Annotated in this window: 14 protein-coding genes; 13 read left to right on the forward strand and 1 reads right to left on the reverse strand. The window is 54.9% G+C overall.

The window, feature by feature from the left end; translation table 11 throughout:
• Window positions 1-282: 282 nt before the first annotated feature.
• Window positions 283-1104: an RCC1 domain-containing protein gene (locus MHH28_RS05440; RefSeq protein ID WP_405112789.1), complete on the forward strand. Its 822-nt coding sequence runs from the start codon at window positions 283-285 to the stop codon at window positions 1102-1104.
• A 54-nt stretch (window positions 1105-1158) separates the two neighbouring features.
• Here the strand turns inward: MHH28_RS05440 and MHH28_RS05445 are convergent, their stop codons facing one another.
• On the reverse strand, window positions 1159-2142 hold the full coding sequence (locus MHH28_RS05445) for an SHOCT domain-containing protein (RefSeq protein WP_405112791.1): 984 nt from the start codon (window positions 2140-2142) through the stop codon (window positions 1159-1161).
• A gap of 216 nt (window positions 2143-2358) precedes the next feature.
• Between MHH28_RS05445 and MHH28_RS05450 the strand changes: the two genes are divergently transcribed.
• From MHH28_RS05450 to MHH28_RS05505, 12 genes are all read left to right on the forward strand, one after another.
• Window positions 2359-5019 (forward strand): DUF4118 domain-containing protein, encoded by a 2661-nt coding sequence (locus MHH28_RS05450; protein ID WP_405112793.1) that lies wholly within the window; start codon window positions 2359-2361, stop codon window positions 5017-5019.
• Complete coding sequence (locus MHH28_RS05455; protein ID WP_405112795.1) at window positions 5012-5728, forward strand: response regulator; 717 nt, start codon at window positions 5012-5014, stop codon at window positions 5726-5728. The genes MHH28_RS05450 and MHH28_RS05455 overlap by 8 nt, the downstream gene beginning before the upstream one ends.
• 257 nt (window positions 5729-5985) lie before the next feature.
• The gene (locus MHH28_RS05460) at window positions 5986-6324 is read left to right on the forward strand and encodes a hypothetical protein (protein ID WP_405112797.1); all 339 of its coding nucleotides are present in this window, start codon (window positions 5986-5988) and stop codon (window positions 6322-6324) included.
• Window positions 6325-6555: 231 nt separating this feature from the next.
• Complete coding sequence (locus tag MHH28_RS05465; protein ID WP_076154139.1) at window positions 6556-6633, forward strand: potassium-transporting ATPase subunit F; 78 nt, start codon at window positions 6556-6558, stop codon at window positions 6631-6633.
• 98 nt (window positions 6634-6731) lie between these two features.
• Window positions 6732-8408, forward strand: a complete 1677-nt coding sequence (kdpA, locus tag MHH28_RS05470) for a potassium-transporting ATPase subunit KdpA (protein WP_405112799.1) — start codon at window positions 6732-6734, stop codon at window positions 8406-8408.
• A gap of 18 nt (window positions 8409-8426) precedes the next feature.
• Window positions 8427-10460 carry a potassium-transporting ATPase subunit KdpB gene (kdpB, locus tag MHH28_RS05475; protein WP_405112802.1) on the forward strand — a complete coding sequence of 678 codons (2034 nt, stop codon included), beginning with the start codon at window positions 8427-8429 and terminating at the stop codon, window positions 10458-10460.
• 43 nt (window positions 10461-10503) lie between these two features.
• A complete protein-coding gene (kdpC, locus tag MHH28_RS05480) occupies window positions 10504-11124 on the forward strand; it encodes a potassium-transporting ATPase subunit KdpC (RefSeq protein WP_405112804.1) in 621 nt (206 codons plus the stop codon).
• A gap of 63 nt (window positions 11125-11187) precedes the next feature.
• Window positions 11188-13509, forward strand: coding sequence for a histidine kinase (locus MHH28_RS05485; RefSeq protein ID WP_405112807.1), 2322 nt, complete (start codon window positions 11188-11190; stop codon window positions 13507-13509).
• A 170-nt stretch (window positions 13510-13679) separates the two neighbouring features.
• Entirely contained in the window at window positions 13680-14621 is a 942-nt protein-coding gene (locus MHH28_RS05490) for a ketopantoate reductase family protein (RefSeq protein WP_405112808.1), read from the forward strand.
• A gap of 550 nt (window positions 14622-15171) precedes the next feature.
• Complete coding sequence (locus MHH28_RS05495) at window positions 15172-15657, forward strand: nitroreductase family protein (protein ID WP_405112810.1); 486 nt, start codon at window positions 15172-15174, stop codon at window positions 15655-15657.
• 45 nt (window positions 15658-15702) lie between these two features.
• Window positions 15703-17448 (forward strand): ABC transporter ATP-binding protein, encoded by a 1746-nt coding sequence (locus MHH28_RS05500; protein WP_405112812.1) that lies wholly within the window; start codon window positions 15703-15705, stop codon window positions 17446-17448.
• Entirely contained in the window at window positions 17432-19273 is a 1842-nt protein-coding gene (locus MHH28_RS05505) for an ABC transporter ATP-binding protein (RefSeq protein WP_405112814.1), read from the forward strand. The genes MHH28_RS05500 and MHH28_RS05505 overlap by 17 nt, the downstream gene beginning before the upstream one ends.
• The last annotated feature ends 233 nt before the right edge of the window (window positions 19274-19506 follow it).

A 19506-nucleotide genomic window follows, 5' to 3' on the forward strand; every position in this document is an offset into this window, starting at 1 on the left:
GTGATTATTTACGACAGCGTAATATCAGTTCTTCGTGTTATTGTAATATCGAATACATAATGTGTTGGTAAAGGAGAAACGTTGATGAAAAGGTTGTTTCAGATGAGGAGAGCATTACGACTGTCATAAAAGAATGGCTAAACGCGCTTAATTATGAATGAACATAAATATATCAAGGCTATTGAGAATGCGCTCATAAGGGCGTTGAAAAGTAACAATTATTTTGCAATACTAGCTATACCATCATAAGAATCCTATATAAAAAACAAAGGAGCAATGCAGATGCCTACAGTTTCATTAGCCCCTATCGCGGCGGGATACCGCCATTCTGTACTGCTCCTGCCGGACGGAACTGTGCGGGCTTGCGGCGAAAATACATATGGGCAGTGCGAGGTGAGCGGCTGGTGTGATATTGTTGCGGTTGCAGCAGGCAATGCTCATACCGGGAATTCGCATACAGTAGGACTAAGGCCGGACGGAACGGTGATCGCTGCCGGCTGGAATAAGCATGATCAATGTAACGTGGGCGATTGGCACGATATCGTTGCGGTTGCGGCAGGCTGGCGGCGGACGGTCGGGCTGAAGGCAGACGGAACGGTAGTCGCTGCGGGAAGAAATAATGAAGGACAATGTGAGGTAGGCGGATGGACGGATATTGTTGCTCTTACCGCAGGGGACTGGCATACGGTTGGACTCCGGGGCGACGGCGCAGCCATTACGGCGGGTAACAACCGCTACGGGCAGCGGAATGTGAACGGCTGGCAGGAGCTGACGAGGATCGCAGCAGGTTATCTACATACTGCCGGACTCCGAGCAGACGGTACTGTAGTAGCTGTAGGGCTGAATAAGCGCGGACAATGCGGAGTTGGCGGCTGGCGCACAATGAAGGCCATTGCGGCAGGCAGTCATCACACCGTAGGCCTTCAATCCGATGGCACAGTGACTGCTGTAGGTTGGAATGATTACGGACAATGCGAGGTAAGCGGCTGGACGGATATTGTTGCCATTGCGGCAGGCTGCACCCACACGCTCGGCCTTCAGGCGGATGGTACCGTAGTTGCGGCGGGGAGTAATGCGTATGGGCAATGTGATTTTAAAAAATAGCTATGAACGCTGCCTAAAGCAGGCTCATAGCTATTCATGAACAAATGCAGGAAATTAACCGTTCAATAATTCCGACTTTTTACGGTCAAATTCCTCTTGTGTGATCGCGCCCATATCCAGCAGCTGTTTGAATTTCAGAAGTTCGTCAGCCACACTGAAGTTCTCTTTGCCCGCAGCAGATGAGGTTACCGGCTCTTGCTTCGAGTCAAAGCCCAAGTCAAAGAACTCACCTTCAATTACGTTAATCTCTTCATCTTCTGCCGAACGTTTCACTTTCTCGTAATCCTGCTCGAACTGTGCCTCTGAGTAGTCGTTGCTGGCAGCTGACAAAGCCTCACGCAGACGGTTACCCATCGGTTTCATCGAGAAATACGTCATTCCGCCGGAGAGGAGTCCGCCCAGAACCGGTACGAATTTTGATGCGCCTTGGGCGAAGGTTTTTTTGGTGATTTTGATGCCGATATAAGCTGAGATTTTCTTCAAAATCGGATAGTATATCGTCTGGGTCAAAGCCTTCTGTGGAAGCTTCTTCAATAGCTCCTGAGAGATCTTCGCGGTCAACATCTTCAGCATGGAAGCTGAACCAGCCACTCCAAACATAACGCCCAGATACAAAGTCAGCTCCCGGGTAACTTGCTCTGAATCTGCAGAATCTTCCTCCCACAGGTCTGTGCGGCCATACAGATAAGCCAGCTCTTGAGACAATCGCAGCACTACGCCAAAAAACTGCAGGGTATCTGCCGGAATGGTCGCTGCCATGGCTAACCCGCCTGGAAGTCCAACGGCTGTCGAGGCTACTGTACTCAGAAGGGTCCGTTTCTCAATTAACGTTTTGGCCATTTTATCAACCACAGCCAGGCTGATTCCGGCTTCAAGCGGCCCTTTGTCCAGTATAGTGTGCATATTCCCATAAGTATCATATTTGGCAAACTGCTGAGCGAGGAATTCACGCCGGTCTACCCGCACTCCGGGAATCTTGATTGCATTCGCCAGAATTACTTCCATGGTTCCTTGTGTGCCATTCTGTTCATTGGTCATCTTAGTAGCTCCTTAGAATCGTATGTAAAAATTATGCTCTGAGCTTATATTCGGGAAGCATGCCGGTTTCCCCTCTTTTGACTTACGCTAATCTTAATACAATCTTAATGCCACAGCCGAATCCATAATACTATGCTCATTATGCACATGCTATACTAACGCTACAGTGTACAATGGCTGGTCTAAAGATGGGCTTAGCGGGAAGGAAACCTTCAGATGATAGGGGAAAATACAGCGAAGAAGCGGCGCGGAAGGCTGAGGATATTCTTCAGCTATGTACCGGGAGCAGGGAAGACCCGGGCGATGCTGGAGGCTGCCCATGCGGAGCAGAAGAACGGTCAACAGGTGCTTGCGGGTTACATTGAAGCCCATGACAGAGCAGATATAGCGGAGCTTATTAACGGACTGGAGCTGTTGCCGCCGCTGGACATTCCTGCAGACGGGACCATCGTGCAGGAATTCGATCTGGACCAGGCGATCCGCAGAAGCCCGGACCTGATTCTGCTGGATGAACTGGCCCACATCAATGCTCCGGGAGTACGTCACAAGCGGCGGTACCAGGATGCGGAGGAGCTGCTGCGTGCAGGAATAGATGTCTATACTACGGTTAGTATAGAACAGGTGGAGAGTGTGACCGATGTTGTAGCTTCCCTGACAGGAACGCCTGTGCTAGCGCATATTCCCGACAGTGTGTTCGAGCGTGCAGACCAGGTCGAGTTCATTGATATCAGTCCGGGAGATTGGCTGGAACGTCTGCGTGAGGGACGAATCTACCCTGCGGAGCAGCTCCGACAGGAGGCCGGTGATCTGTATACTCCAGAGAAGCTGATCGCTTTGCGGGAAATGGCTCTACGGTACAGGGCGGATCAATTGAAACGTTATGAGGGCAGGTTAGGGGAACGGGCAGTGGAAGTAAGCTTGTACAGCAGAGAACATATCCTGGTGTGCCTATCGTCGGCAATATCCAATAAGAAGGTCATCCGCACCGCGGCGAGAATGGCCGAAGCCCTACAGGGGGAATTCACTGCTCTCTACGTGGAGACCTCAAGAACGAAAGAGTTAACGGTGAGGAACAAGACGGAGCTGCGGGAGAATCTGCGTCTGGCCGAACAGCTTGGTGCGCAGGTTGCCACTGTATACGGTGAGGATGTGCCGGGACAGATCGCCGAATATGCCCGAACCAGCCGGGTCTCCAAAATCATCCTGGGCCGGTCGCAGAATCGCAGCCGCTTACCAGTCACTTCGAATTTCGTAGATAAACTGACGGCTGCTGCCCCGAATATCGACATCTATATCATCCCGGATCAAGAGTCTGCCTTGCAATCCAAAATTCCGCAATATGCCAGACCTCCGTTGCTGTCGCTGGCTGATACAGGCAAAACCCTGGGGATTCTGCTGGTCTGCACGATCATCGGGTTATGGTTCAAGGTTCTCGGTTTCAGTGAAGCGAACATTATCACTGTCTATATTCTGGGTGTACTGCTCGATGCGATGGTTACAAAAGGACGGCTGTACAGCGCGGTGACGTCGATTTTGAGCGTGCTGGTCTTTAATTACTTTTTCACGGAGCCTTATTTCTCGCTGCAGGCCTACGATTCCGGGTATCCGGTGACCTTCCTTGTGATGCTGGCCGCCTCGTTCATCACCAGTACGTTAACGCTGCGGGTGAAGGAGCAGGCCAGAGAATCGGCACAAAAGGCCTACCGCACCGAGGTGCTCCTCGAGACCAGCCGGAAGCTCCAGCAGGCCAAAGACACGCCCGCCATCTTGAGCGAGACCGCGCTGCAAATGCTTAAGCTGCTGGACCGGAGCATCATCATCTATGAGGTTGTGGGCGATGGGCTCTCGGAGCCTCTCGTGTGCAGCAAGGAGGGTTGTGCGGTGAGCAACCAAAAGGCTATGCTCGAAGCGGAGCGCGAGGTGGCGGAATGGGTGCTGCGGAACAATAAACGGGCCGGAGCATCTACCGATACGTTCTCATCCGCTCATTGCCTGTATCATGCGGTACGCAGCGGCGATGCGGTGTTTGCGGTGGCGGGAATTGTGATGCAGCAGGAGGAGCCGCTGGAGGTGTTCGAGTCAAGTCTGATGATCGCCATGCTTGGCGAATGTGCCCTCGCGCTGGAGAAAGACAAGCTGAACGAGCTGCAAAAGGAAAGCTCTCTGCAAATCCGGCAGGAGCAGCTGCGTGCCAATCTGCTGCGCGGCATCTCGCATGATCTGCGCACGCCGCTTACCAGTATTTCCGGCAACGCGGGCATCCTGATCGGCAACTCGGCCGTGCTGAGCGAGGAGCAGAAGCAGGAGCTGTACAGCGATATCTATGACGATTCCATCTGGCTGATCAATCTGGTGGAGAATCTGCTGTCGATTACCCGGATTGATAATGGCGCGCTTCATTTGAATTTTCAGGCGGAGCTGCTGGAGGAAGTGATCGCGGAAGCGCTGTTGCATGTGAACCGTAACAAGGAGGATCATGTGATCCGGGTGGTGCTCGAAGATGAGCTGCTGATGGCCCGGATGGATTCGCGGCTGATCATTCAGGTGATTATCAATCTGGTGGATAATGCGATAAAGTACAGCGGGTCCGGCTCGCATATTACTCTATCCGCCAGACAGGAGACGGGGCTTGTTGTGGTCGAGGTCGCAGACGACGGACCGGGGATATCTGCTGAGGCGAAGGCCAAGGTGTTCGAGATGTTCTATACGGCGGACAATGTGCGCGGAGACGGCAGGCGCGGGCTGGGTCTGGGTCTTGCGCTCTGCAAATCGATCATTCATGCCCATGGCGGCCATATTGAAGTACAAGATCATGCACCGCAGGGAACGGTCTTCCGCTTCACCCTGCTGGCAGAGGAGGTGAATGTCCATGAATAAACCCATGATTCTGGTCGTCGAAGACGACAAGCCGATCCGCAAGCTGATTACCACAACACTGGAGACTCAAGGGTATAAATACCATACCGCAGAGACGGGAGAGGCTTCGATCCTGGAGGCGGTATCCAGTCAACCGGATCTTATGATCCTGGACCTGGGTCTGCCCGATATGGACGGGGTGGATATTATCCGGAAGGTCCGGGCGTGGTCGAACCTTCCGATCATCGTGGTTAGCGCCCGCAGCGAGGACCGCGACAAGATCGAAGCGCTGGATGCCGGAGCCGATGATTATCTGACCAAGCCCTTCAGCGTGGAGGAGCTGCTCGCCCGGCTGCGGGTCAGCCTGCGGCGAATCCGGGGGGACAGCGAGAAGCTGATGAAGGATTCGTCTGTTTTTAGCAATGGACATCTGAGAATCGACTACGCGGCGGGATGTGTCTGGCTGGACAACGACGAGATTCATTTGACCCCGATTGAGTATAAGCTGCTGTGTCTGCTGGCGAAGAATGCGGGCAAGGTCCTGACCCATAATTACATCCTGCATGAAATCTGGGGCAGTCCTACGTACGACATTCCGGCGCTCCGTGTCTTCATGGCTACGCTACGCAAGAAGATTGAGCGCAGCCCTTCCCAGCCTAAGGTGATTCAGACGCATATTGGTGTGGGCTACCGGATGCTCCAGGCGGGGGACGACAGCCGAGTGATTTGAAGAGGCAGAGTCGAGTTGTCATTGAAATGCAGAACCATGTCAATTGAGGCATGGTTTCTTTGCTGTTGCTGCAAGTTCAGCCGAGAGAGGGGCCGGGCAGGGGGGGGGCGTAGCTCCCTCGGCAGGATGTTCTTTTTAACTGTCCCGGCGATATTTTAACGCAATCTTAATCTGCTGAACCAAACCCTAATCCTGAACTAATGGCCGGAGTGGTACGCTGAATTCAGAAGTTAACCTACTGGAGAGAAGGCTTGGAGATGGATGTGTGGGTGAGGAATATCGGATGGGTGACGGTGCTGACAGCGCTGCTGGTGCTGATCAAGAGACAATATGACCGGATCTATCTGCTGCAGGACTGCATCTATGAGAATAGCGGGGTGTATGCTGCTGCGGCCCGGTTTGCCGGCGGGGCTTCGGACCGTGAGGTCAGGGAGCTGCTTGTTACCAGCTTCGAGTTCGACCGGCAGGAGACGGAAGTGATTATTGCCAGAGCACTCCCTCACAGAATGGAGCCGGACGGAGGGTATGGTGCTTTTATAGAAGCGGTTAACCGGGTGCTGGGTGAGGAGATCTACCGTTCACAAGTGAGAGCTTAATCCGATCTTAATGCAGTCTTAATGCTCCTGAGGAAACCCTAACCCTGAACTAATGGGAGAAATGATACGCTAGACCGGAAGTTACCACAGAGAGATTAACTTAAGGTGAGGAGTGGCAAAGACAATGATGGATGTGTATATGACGGCAGTGCTGGCAGCGATATTCACCGTATTCTATGCGTTTGTGCAATGGTGCGGCCGTGTGACCGATGAGCAAGGGGGGAATGAGTGATGGCGGTTGTCCTTGCTGCTACGGCACTGTTGTTTCTTTATTTGGGCTATGCTTTGATTCATCCCGAGAAATTCTAAGATGGAGCTGTTCAAGCTGAAAGAGAATCTAAGTTGATGGATCATACGTGCCTGCTGAGAACATTAAATTAATAGTTATATTAAAAGGAGGGTCATCCGTGGGGATTGTACAGATTCTAGTCGTCATCTTAATACTCGTACTGCTGGTGAAGCCGGTGGGCACTTATCTATATCATGTATTCTCAAATGAACCGAACCGGACAGACCGGGTGTTCGGCGCAGCAGAGAAAGGGATCTATCGTCTGATCGGGCTGAAGCAGCAGGGCGGGATGTCCTGGAAGAAATATGCGCTCAGCTTCATCGTAACGAATATTGTGCTGGTCGTGTTCAGTTACCTCTTTCTGCGGCTGCAAAAGGGGCTTCCGCTCAACCCTGGCGGGATTGGAGGGATGGAACAGACCTTGACGTTCAACACAGTCATCAGCTTCATGACGAACACGAATCTGCAGCATTACAGCGGGGAGACAGGCGTGTCCTACTTCTCACAGATGGCGGTTATGACGATGCTGATGTTCACCTCGGCAGCCAGCGGCTTCTCGGTTGCGGTTGCTTGCGTCAGAGGGATTACAGGCCGCCAGTCGGTGGGGAACTTCTTCGAGGACTTCGTCAAAGCGCATATCCGGATCTTCATTCCGCTGGCGCTGCTTGTAACAATGGCGCTTGTAGCTCTTCATGTGCCGCAGACCTTGAAGCCTACGCTGGAAATCGCCACGCTCGAAGGGCAGACCCAGCAGATTGCGATCGGTCCGGTGGCCTCCCTGGAGTCCATTAAGCATATCGGCACGAACGGCGGGGGCTTCTTTGGAGCCAACTCTGCGCATCCTTTTGAGAATCCGGGTCCGCTGAGCAATGTGCTGGAGATCCTCTCTATGTGGCTGCTGCCCGCATCTCTGCCGTATATGTACGGGAAGTTCGCCGGGAACAAGCGGCAGGGTTGGATGATTTTTGGCGCGATGATGACGTTGTTCGTGGTATTGCTCGGAGTGAATTACGCTGCGGAAAGTGCGGGGAATCCGGCGATTAACGCGATGGGGATAGATGCTTCACAGGGCAGTATGGAGGGCAAAGAGGTCCGGTTCGGCATCGCACAGTCGTCGCTGTTCACCACCGTTACAACGGCGGCCACTACCGGCAGTGTGAACAATATGCATGATACGCTGACGCCGCTCGGCAGTATTACCCCGCTGACCCTCATGATGCTGAATAACGTGTTCGGCGGCAAAGGAGTCGGGCTGATCAATATGCTCATGTATGCGATCCTCGGCGTGTTCCTCTGCGGGCTGATGGTGGGCCGGACGCCGGAGTTCCTGGGCCGCAAGATTGAAGCGCGGGAGATGAAGCTGATCGCCATCGCAATTCTGATTCATCCGCTGATTATTCTGGTGCCGACGGCGGCTGCTTTTCTGACGGATCTCGGTAAAGGCAGTATCAGTAACCCCGGCTTCCACGGAATGACCCAGGTGCTGTATGAATATGTATCGGCTGCGGCCAATAACGGCTCGGGCTTCGAAGGGCTGGCGGATAATACCTCCTTCTGGAATATCACCACGGGTGTTGTCATGCTGCTGGGCCGGTATGTCTCGATGATCGCCATGCTGGCGGTTGCCGGTTCCCTGCTGCGCAAGAAGCCGGTGCCGGAGACCATTGGGACCTTCCGCACAGACAACGGCCTGTTCACCGGCATCCTGATCGGTACGGTGCTAATTATCGGCGCGCTGACCTTCCTGCCGGTGATTGTCCTCGGTCCGGTTGCAGAATATTTGACTTTACGGTAGGGAGAGGGAGAGAAGAGAATGAGTACTGTACACAGAAAGAAGCTGCTGACGGGTCCCATCCTGCTAAGTGCTGCCAAGGATAGTCTGGTGAAGCTGAACCCGGTGACGTTAATGAAGAATCCGGTCATGTTCGTTGTGGAGGTTGGGACGGTTATCGTATTGCTCATGGTGCTGGCGCCCGGGTATTTCCATGCGGAGCAGGCGGTAGGCTTCAATATTACCGTGTTCTTCATCCTGTTGTTTACCGTGCTGTTCGCCAACTTCGCAGAAGCGCTGGCGGAGGGCCGGGGCAAGGCGCAAGCTGATTCGCTCAAAAAAACCAAGCAGGACATCACCGCCAATAAGCTGGCGGGATCAGCGGTCAAGCAGGTACCCGCCTCCGAGCTGCGTAAAGGCGATATCGTGGTCGTCAGCCAGAACGAATTCATTCCCGGTGACGGGGAAGTGATTGAAGGGCTGGCTTCCGTGGACGAATCGGCTATTACCGGGGAGTCGGCTCCGGTCATTAAGGAAGCCGGGGGCGACTTCGGCTCCGTGACTGGCGGTACCCGCGTTGTCAGTGACCAGATCAAGGTGCGGATCACCAGTGATCCGGGGGAATCGTTCCTGGACCGGATGATCTCGCTGGTCGAAGGGGCGAAGCGCCAGAAGACACCGAATGAAATTGCCCTGAACACGCTGCTGATCAGCCTCACGATCATCTTCCTGATTGTTGTAGTGACCCTGCGACCCATCGCGGATTATATCGGGGTGAAGCTGGAGATTCCAGTCATGATCGCACTCTTGGTCTGCCTGATTCCGACCACCATCGGCGGGCTGCTGTCAGCCATCGGGATTGCGGGCATGGACCGTGTGACGCAGTTCAACGTCCTGGCGATGTCCGGGAAGGCCGTGGAAGCCGCCGGGGATATTAACACGATGATTCTGGATAAGACGGGGACGATTACCTTCGGCAACCGGATGGCCAGTGAATTCGTTGCAGTGGGCGAAGCAACTGTAGCCGAGCTTGCAGCCTGGGCGGCGGTCAGCTCGCTGAAGGATGAGACGCCGGAAGGGCGCTCGGTCCTGGAGCTGGCGAAGAAGCTGGAGCTTTCGGTTGACACCAGCCTGGCAGAAGGCGGGGAGTTCATTGAGTTCAAGGCGGAGAGCCGGATGAGCGGGATGGATCTGAAGGACGGGCGCTCCGTGCGCAAGGGGGCGGTCGATTCCGTGAAGAAGTGGGTGCTGGCCCAGGGCGGTGCAGTGCCATCCGATCTGGACAGCAACTCGGATGCCATTGCCCGGCTGGGCGGCACACCGCTCGCGGTTGCCGTAGACAACCGGATCTACGGGCTGATCTATCTGAAGGATACAGTGAAGCCCGGGATGAAGGAGCGCTTCGATGAGCTGCGCAGTATGGGGATCAAGACGATCATGTGTACCGGGGATAATCCGCTGACCGCCGCTACGATTGCCCGTGAAGCCGGAGTCGATGATTTCATTGCCGAGAGTACCCCGGAAGATAAGATTGCGGTAATCCGCCGGGAGCAAAATGAGGGTAAGCTGGTAGCTATGACCGGTGACGGAACCAACGATGCCCCAGCGCTGGCTCAGGCCGATGTGGGGCTGGCGATGAACAGCGGGACAACCGCTGCCAAGGAAGCGGCCAACATGGTCGACTTGGACTCAGATCCGTCCAAGATAATAGAGGTTGTAGCCATCGGGAAGCAGCTCCTTATGACACGCGGAGCGCTGACCACCTTCAGCATTGCTAACGATATTGCCAAGTATTTCGCCATCATTCCGGCGATGTTCACGCTCGCTATTCCTGAGATGGAAGCCCTGAACGTCATGGGCCTGGGTTCCCCAAGCTCGGCGATCATCTCGGCGCTGATCTTCAACGCCATCATCATTCCGCTGCTGATTCCGCTCGCTATGCGCGGGGTCGCTTATAAGCCGATGAGCTCGTCCAGACTGCTGGCGCGCAACATTGTCATCTATGGTCTGGGCGGTATCGCTGTTCCGTTCGCGGGCATCAAGCTGATTGATATGTTAGTCAGCATATGGATCTAGGGGTCCGGCAGACGATTGACTATACAAGGAGGGCGTAATCATCATGGCACAATCTATTCATGAGACAACCGGAGAGCAGGGCTCCGCTTCAAAAGCTGCTTTTTTCTTCACTACAGTGAGGTTAAGCATTGTATTCATTATTCTCTGCGGAATGATCTATCCGCTGGCTTCCACGGCGCTGGCCCAGGTGCTGATGCCTGCCCAGGCGAACGGCAGCCTGCTGAAGGATGCGTCCGGGAAGGTGGTCGGTTCGGCGCTGATCGGGCAGAGCTTCACGAACCAGGCTATGTTCCAAAGCCGTGTGTCGAGTATCGGGTACAAGGCCGAGGCTTCGGGATCGAATAACTACGGGCCGTCGAATCCCGATATGCTGCAACGTACTAAGGATTCCATTGACCAGTGGAAGCTGGACAATCCAGGCGTCCCTGTAAGTCAGCTGCCTGTGGATCTGATCACGAATTCAGGCTCGGGTCTTGATCCGCATATTTCACCGGCTGCGGCTCTCGTGCAGATTCCCCGGATCAGCAAGCTGACCGGCATTCCGGCTGACCGGCTTCAGGTGCTGGTTGCGGAGCATACCGAAGGGCGCGATCTAGGACTGTTCGGAGAGAAACGGGTGAATGTGCTGAAGCTCAATCTGGCGCTGACGGAGATGGCGAAATAAGCTGACTCCGCACAGACTGCTTCCTCCAGTTGAGAGTTGTGAGAATAGAAAGAAGGTGAGTCCGTGGCGCCCTATAAACGCAAATCTCCTGAGGAGATTCTATATTCTATCTACCAGCTCCAGCGGGGGCGGCTGAAGATTATCATCGGCTCGGTCAGCGGCTCCGGCAAAACCTATCATATGCTGGAGGAGGGCAAGCTGCTGAAGCATCAAGGAATCGATGTGGTGATCAGTGCCGTCTCGACCATGGGCCGGGCGGAGACGGTTCAGCAGCTCGGCGATCTGGAGCGCGTGCCCAGCATTCACTGGCTGAAGGACGGCAAGGAGGAGAAGGATCTTCCGCTTGAAGCTCTGGTGGAGCGCAACCCTGAGGTGCTGCTGGTCGATGGCCTGGCCCACCGCAACCGTGCCGGGGCCCGCTTCCCGACAAGGCTTGCCGACATCCGCTATCTGATGGATCAGGGAATCAGCGTAATCACTACGATTAATGTCTACGAGCTGGCCGGTGTAGGCGAGCAGATCTATGAGATGACCGGCATCCGGGCGGAGGAAACGGTACCGCTGAACACACTGGAGCTCGCCGATGAGGTGCGGCTGATTGATGTCTCGCCGGAGACGATTCTGAAGCGGCTGGAGGATGGCGTGCTTGGTGAGGGCGCACATCCGGCATTATCTCTCCGGGGCAACCTTGGCGTACTCCGCGAGGTGTCGCTGCGGCTGATGGCCGAAGGAGTCAATGATTCCCTGGAGAAGCACCGCGAGGCCGAGGGACTGATCGGCCCTTCGGGCGCAACAGAGCGGATTCTGGTATCCGCGCAGTATCACTGGAATGGCTCCCTCTATATTAGAAGGGGACAGCAGATTGCCAAACGGCTGAATGGAGACCTGCTTATTGTTACCTTCCTGCTGCGCGGCCGCCCGCTGACCAAGGATCAGCAGGTATTCAAGCGCTCCATCCGCAAGCTGACCGAGCGGATTCAGGCCCGGTTCGAGGAGCTGGAGCTGCTGCGCCTGCGGATGCTGCCCACCATGCTTGTACGCTATGCCATTCAGAACAATGTCACCCGAATTGTGATGGGGCATTCGCAGAAAAGCCGCTGGCAGGAGAAGTGGCAGGGCTCCATAGCCAGCCGTGTCCTGCGGCGGACGAGGAATATCGATGTGTTCCTGATGGCTGACCGTGCCGAGCAGGAAGGAGAACGAGTTCTGCCGGTCCGTCCCGCAGTGAAGATGGCGGCAGAACCGTTCCACCGGCTGACCGGCCGGGAGCTGGAGCAGCGGATTGAGGATATCCGCCGGGGCACCTTCAAGGTGTACATTGGCGCAGCCCCTGGCGTAGGCAAAACCTACAAGATGCTCCAGGAAGGCAATCTGCTGCTGGGCAGGGGCATCGATGTGGTCATCGGGCTGCTGGAGACCCATGGCAGAGAGGAAACCGGCAAGCAGGTGGGCAAGTTAACGATGATTCCTAGAGCACGGATTGCCTACCAGTCCACCGAGCTTACGGAGATGGATACAGCGGCGATTATCGCCCGCCGTCCCGAGGTGGTGCTGGTGGATGAGCTGGCCCACACTAATGTACCCGGAAGTCTGACCCGGAAGCGGTATGAGGATGTTATCCAGCTGCTGGAGAACGGGATCTCGGTCATTACGACGGTCAATGTGCAGCATCTGGAGAGCCTGAACGATGCGGTGGAGCAGTTAACCGGCGTGCGTGTGCGCGAGACGGTGCCGGATGCTATCCTGCGGATGGCCAGTGAGGTGGAGCTGATAGACGTTACTCCGCAGATGCTGCAGCAGCGGATGCGGGAAGGGAAGATCTACGCGCAGGAGAAGGTCAATCAGGCGCTGGAGTCGTTCTTCAAGATCGGCAATCTGATCGCGCTGCGCGAGCTGGCCCTCCGCGAGATTGCCGATGATGTGGATGAGCGGCTGGAGGCCTGGGAGCGGGAGCCAGCCCTGCGCGGGCCCTGGAGCAGACGCGAGGTCATCTTCGTCTGTGTAGACACGGGGCCACAGGCTGAACGGCTGGTCCGCCGCGGCTTCCGCATTGCACACCGCCTGAAGGCGGAATGGCATGTACACTATGTGCATTGTGCCCGCATGAAGACGGCAGAAGAGCAGAAGCGGCTGGACACGCTGAAGGCTCTGACGGAACGGCTGGGCGGGGTCATGGACATCACGGAGGCGGGAAGCCGCAGGCATCTCTACAAGCATCTGCTCCAGCGGATGAATGACATGCAGACTACACAGCTGATCATCGGCCAGTCCCGCAGACCGTTCCTGCGCAGCCTGTTCTCCACCAGCTTTGTTCAATATCTGCTGCGGTATGCCCGGCATATGGATATGCTGATCGTAGCCGTCCACACACAGAAGCTGGAATGAGGCTGCTCTGCACCGCAGAAGCGGTGCGGGTAATGTACAATTCACCCCGCTTTGTTCAATAATTGACATCCTTGCTGCCATTGACAATTGCCCCACAGCTTCTCCGCTGATAACCTAATGAACAGATGTTCAATTAAAGACAACTGTTTGAAGTGGAGAGGGGATACAATATGAGGATATTAGTGATGGGTGCAGGTGTCATAGGGAGTTATCTGGCACATGTGCTAGTACGTGGAGGGAATGATGTCACGATTCTGGCAAGAACGAAGCGGGCGGGCCAATTGAAGAAGGACGGACTGGTCCTCCGGCATTATTTTCAGCGCAGAACGACTGTGGATCAGGTGAAGACGGTCTCTGAGCTGCGGAGGGATGATATCTATGATCTGATCTTCGTGGTGATGAAATACAATGACTTCCCGGCGGTGCTGCCGGCTCTGGCGGACAACGGAAGTACGAATATTGTGCTTGTCGGGAACAACGGGGATACCCGCGGGATGCAGCAGTTCTTCAAGGAGAATAGCCGGATTCCCCAGAATATTGCGTTTGGATTCCAGATTAACGGCGGGACCCGTGAGGAAGACGGGCGTGTAATCGTTGTAAGCGGCGGCGGCAAGATGGTGCTGGGCAGTCTGGAGGGTGAGGTTCCGTTCAAGACGGAGCTTGCCGAGGCCTTCCGTCAGACGAAGTACAAGCTTGATTATTCGCAGGATATTAACGCCTGGCTCCTAAGTCACATTGTTCCGATTGTTGCGATTATGTCGGTCATTTATCTCTATGATTTTGATTTGGCAAAAGCAAGCAAAGACTCCGCCCGCTGGAAACAGGCGGTTGCCTTAATGGATGAAGGATTCCGCCTGCTCTCCGCACTGGGCTTACCCGTTAACCCCGCCTCCCTTGTTAACGGGGCGAAGAAGCATCCGGCACTGCTTGCCCAAGGGTTGAGATGGGTGCACAAGCTGCCCTTCATGAAGCTGATCGATGGCTCATTCAGCGAGATTGCAGCGCTCTATCAGGCGTTTGAGCCCCTGCAGCAGCAAGCCAATCTGTCCACACCGGCGTGGGATGACCTCAAGCAGCAGACGATGAGGAAGTATGCGCTGGAGCAGGCCTGAGATTTCAGGCTATCGGATCTTGTGGATATAGATGTGGTATAGATGAAGGGATGAACGGATGATAATAGTTCCTCCAACGAACAGCTCAGGAAGCTCTGCTTATGCGGGTTTGCTGGGCTGTTTTTGCTAATTAAGTAAATCACTATGGTTTTCTTATGTGAATGCTAAAAACCACATACAATGTGCAGGTACGAGGGCGCCCGGGCCCATTGTATGCTGAAAACCACATACAATGAGCAGGTACGAGGGCATCCGGGCCTATTGTATGCTGAAAACCACATACAATGTGTAGTAGCGAGGGCATCCGGGCTCATTGTATGCTAAAAACCACATATAATGTGTTGGCCTGAAGTTGTATGAGATGCTGCCGCCCAAAAGGAGCAAATGAGCAGCAGCAGTCCAGAAACATTCCCCATAAGTTCGCCGGATGCCGCTATTAACGCGATATACATAATGTTCCAATCTACTTATAAAGTATTGTAATTTAGCGTGTTTAAGAGATATGCTTATTAAATGCAGTTACAAACACAACCGAAGGAGAGGACCCACTATGACTATCATCGATACCATTCAAACAAGAAGAACGATTAAGGCCTTTCGGCCGGACCCGATCAAGCCTGAGGAGCTGAATACCTGGCTGGAGGCGGCAAGCTATGCGCCGAACCACCGGATGAATGAGCCGTGGGAGCTGCTGTTCATCGGGCCGCAGACCCGGGCGGCGCTGAATCATAAGACCGATTTTGGCGGCGCTCCGCTGCTGATTGGAGTCCTATCCAAGCCTGCCGCTTCTACAATAGAGCGCGAAGAGAATATCATGGCTGTGTCCTGTTATATCCAGAATTTCATGCTGGCAGCCCATGAGGCAGGAGTAGGTGTGTTCTGGTCGTCTCTCGGCGGTACGGCCAAGGGCCGTGAAGTGCTTGGCATCCCTGAAGGGCAGGATGTCATTGGAATGCTAGCCGTGGGTTATCCCTCGGAGGTCCCTGCGGCCAAGCAGAGAACGCCAATCACTGATAAAATCACCCATTTACCCTAAACAAGCTAAACGGATGCAACGATTGATGAGATGAAGGTGAACGGAATGTGGAAGCTAAGGGGCTTCATGAAGCCTTACGCGCTCTGGAGCGTGCTTGCCCCGCTGTTAATGGTAGTTGAAGTAGTGATGGACCTGCTGCAGCCTGCACTTATGGCCAGCATTGTGGATAAAGGCCTGATGAAAAATGATCTGCCGCATATCCTTTCGACAGGCGGAATTATGATTGGGATCGCTCTCATCGGGATGGCCGGGGGAGTGGGCTGTGCGGTATGTGCCAGTATCGCCTCACAGAATTTCGGCAATGATCTGCGCATCAGGCTGTTTGAGCATATCCAGACCTTCTCGAACCGCAATCTGGACCGGCTGAAGACCGGCTCGCTGATCACCCGGCTGACGAACGATGTGGTGCAGCTCCAGACCTTCGTGCAGATGATTCTGCGGAGCTTCGTGCGCTCGCCGCTGCTGCTGATCGGCAGTCTGGTCATGGCGGTGCGGATCAGCCCGTCCCTGGCGTTGATCCTGCTGGCTGCGGTTCCGCTGCTGTTCATCCTGCTGTATGTGGTGATGAGGCTTTCTTTTCCGTTATTTGGCCGGATGCAGGAGAAGCTGGATGGGGTGAGCAATGTGCTGCAGGAGAATCTCACCGGCATTCGCGTAATCAAAGCCTTCGTCCGCGGGGACCATGAGCAGAAACGGTTCGATACCGCCAATACCGGCTATACGGATACCGGAATCCGGGCGATCCGCCTGATGGCGCTGAATATGCCGCTCATGATGCTGATTCTAAATGCCAGTATCATTGCTGTTCTCTGGTTCGGCGGGCTGCAGAACTGGAACGGGGCGCTGCCCGTTGGTGAACTGATTGCCTTCATTAACTATGTTACCCAATTGCTCATGTCGATGATGATGCTGAGCACGATGCTTGCCTTCGTATCACGGGCCAAAGTGTCAGGTGACCGCGTGAATGAAGTATTCGCCGCCTCAAGTGAAATTATGGAAGCGCCTGCGGCGGATCATGGAGCCGTTACACTCGGACGGATTGAATTCCGTAATGTCTCTTTTGCCTATAACCGCGCAGATGAGAATCTTGTGCTGGAGGATATCAGCTTCGCTGCCAGCCCTGGGGAGACGATCGCTATTCTGGGGGCTACCGGAGCAGGCAAGTCTACGCTGGTGAGTCTGATTCCAAGATTCTATGAGGTCCTGTCGGGTGCCGTTCTGATTGACGGGATAGACATCCGGGAGATAGGAATAGACCATCTGCGGAGCCGGATCGGCTTCGTAATGCAGCAGTCCCTGCTGTTCAGCGGCAGTATCAGGGATAATATCCGTTACGGACGGCCGGAAGCAACAGATGAAGAAGTGGAGCAGGCGGCTATAGCTGCCGAGGCGCATGGATTCATTACAGCGATGCCCCAAGGATACGATACGCAGCTCGGGCAACGCGGGGTGAACCTGTCGGGCGGACAAAAGCAGCGTCTGTCTATTGCACGCGCGCTGCTGATCAAGCCGGCTATTCTGATATTGGATGACAGCACCAGCGCTCTGGATGCGGTTACCGAGGCAAGCATTCGCATGCTGCTGAAGACGGAGCTTCAGGATTGTACTGTCGTTATGATTGCCCAGCGGGTATCCTCCATTATAGATGCCGACCGGATTTTGATTCTGGAGAATGGCCGGATCGCCGCGCAGGGAACGCATACCGAGCTGATGGAGGGCAGCGAGATCTACCGTGATATCCGCCATTCCCAGCTGAAGGAAGAGGAGGAGCCCAATGTCCAGTCAACGTAAAATGGAGCAGGCTCCCGGCGGACCTGGAGCGTTAGGCGGAGGGCCTCCGGGCCGGGCTGGTGTTACACCCAAGGTGCGCCCGAACAACAGCAAGGCAACGATCATCCACATCTGGTCTTATCTGAACCGTCAGCGCACAGGGCTGATTATGGTCTATGTATTCACGATACTGAATGCTGTTCTTGCACTAATCGGACCCTACCTGCTGGGAAAAGCTATTGATTCCGCGATTCTCCCGCGTGATTACAGCCTGCTCGTCCGCTTCTGTCTCCTGCTGGGCGGCATTTATCTGCTGGGCAGCGCCGTCTCCTGGGTGCAGGCTTATGTGATGACCTCCGTATCCCAGCGCACGGTGTATGAGCTGCGGCGGGACCTGTTCGCCAAATTTCAGGAGCTGCCGGTCAGCTTCTTCGATACTCATGCTGACGGTGAGCTGATGAGCCGTGCGACCAATGACATCGACAATGTCTCGAACTCGCTGAATCAGAGTGTAACCCAGCTGCTGAACAGCCTGATTACACTAAGCGGTTCTCTGGTCATCATGCTGATGCTGAATGTTCCGCTGACGGGAGTGGCTCTGATAACTATTCCGCTGGTCGTGCTGGCGAGCCGCCGGATTACCGGCTTAAGCCGGATCTACTTCAAGGATCAGCAGCAGCATCTGGGTGAGCTGAACGGCTTCATTGAAGAAGCGGTCAGCGGCCAGAAGGTAATTAAGCAATACCGCAGAGAGCAGGCGGAGGTCACCAGATTCCGCGGAATAAGCGGAGAGCTTAACCAAGCGAGCATTAAGGCGCAGATTGTATCCGGCCTGGTAGGGCCGGTAATGAACCTGATTAACAATCTGAACTTCGCGCTGATTGCCGGAATCGGCGGCTGGATGGCCTATCATGAACTGCTTACCGTGGGGGTTATCGTCAGTATGCTGAACTATGCCAAGCAGTTCGGCCGGCCCATCTCCGACCTTGCGAACCAGTATAACCTGATTCAATCAGCAATTGCCGGTGCGGAGCGTGTATTTGAAGTGATGGATAGGCCTTCCGAGTATAGCGGGGAGCAGCCTCAGGAGCTGGAGCGGATACGCGGGGAAGTTATTTTCCGGGAGGTAGTGTTCGGATATAAGCCGGGCGAGCCTATCCTGAACGGTGTAAGCTTCACTGCGCAGCCGGGTGAGACGATCGCCTTGGTGGGGCCGACCGGTGCGGGGAAGACGACCATTGTCAACCTGCTGACGCGCTTCTATGAAGTGAGCGGCGGCGAGCTGCTGATCGACGGCATGGATATCCGTGCGCTTAATCGAAACGGGCTGCGCCGCCAGCTCGGTATGGTGCTGCAGGACGCACACGTCTTCTCGGGAACCATCCGTGAGAATATCCGGTTCGGCCGCCTGGAGGCCACAGACCGTGAGGTGGAAGAGGCCGCTAATCTCGCCAACGTCAGCGGCTTCATTGCGCGGATGCCGCAGGGGTACGATACGCTGCTGGGGACGGACGGGACCACCCTGAGCCACGGCCAGCGCCAGCTGCTCACAATTGCCCGGGCTATTCTGGCCGATCCGGCCATCCTCATTCTGGATGAGGCCACGAGCAGTGTGGATACCCGGACAGAGATGCATATCCAGCAGGCCATGCGGACCTTGATGAAAGGCCGCACCAGCTTCGTGATCGCCCACAGGCTTAGCACCATTCAGGATGCCGACCAGATTCTGGTCATCCAGCACGGCCAGATCGCCGAGCAGGGTAGCCACGCACAGCTGCTTGCGCTGCAAGGCGTATATTCTGAGCTGTATAACAGCCAGTTCAAGCAAGCCTTTGAAGCCGGGTAACCAAGGCGCCAAATATATGAACGTAAACAGCGATCCTCCGGTTATGTGAGAATCGCTGTTTGCGTTTCAGTTCAGCTGCTGTTAAATTGGTGCCGATCACGCATTGTTCCGATGTTAATATTGGTTACAAAGTGCAACAATGTGCATAATCCAGCACCACGCTGGGGAATTCCTGCACTAATTACAACAATGTGTGTTCCTTAAGGGTTCAGTTGACGGAATTCCTGCACAGA

The organism is Paenibacillus sp. FSL K6-1217 (assembly GCF_045040735.1).
Classification (GTDB): Bacteria; Bacillota; Bacilli; order Paenibacillales; family Paenibacillaceae; genus Paenibacillus_AQ.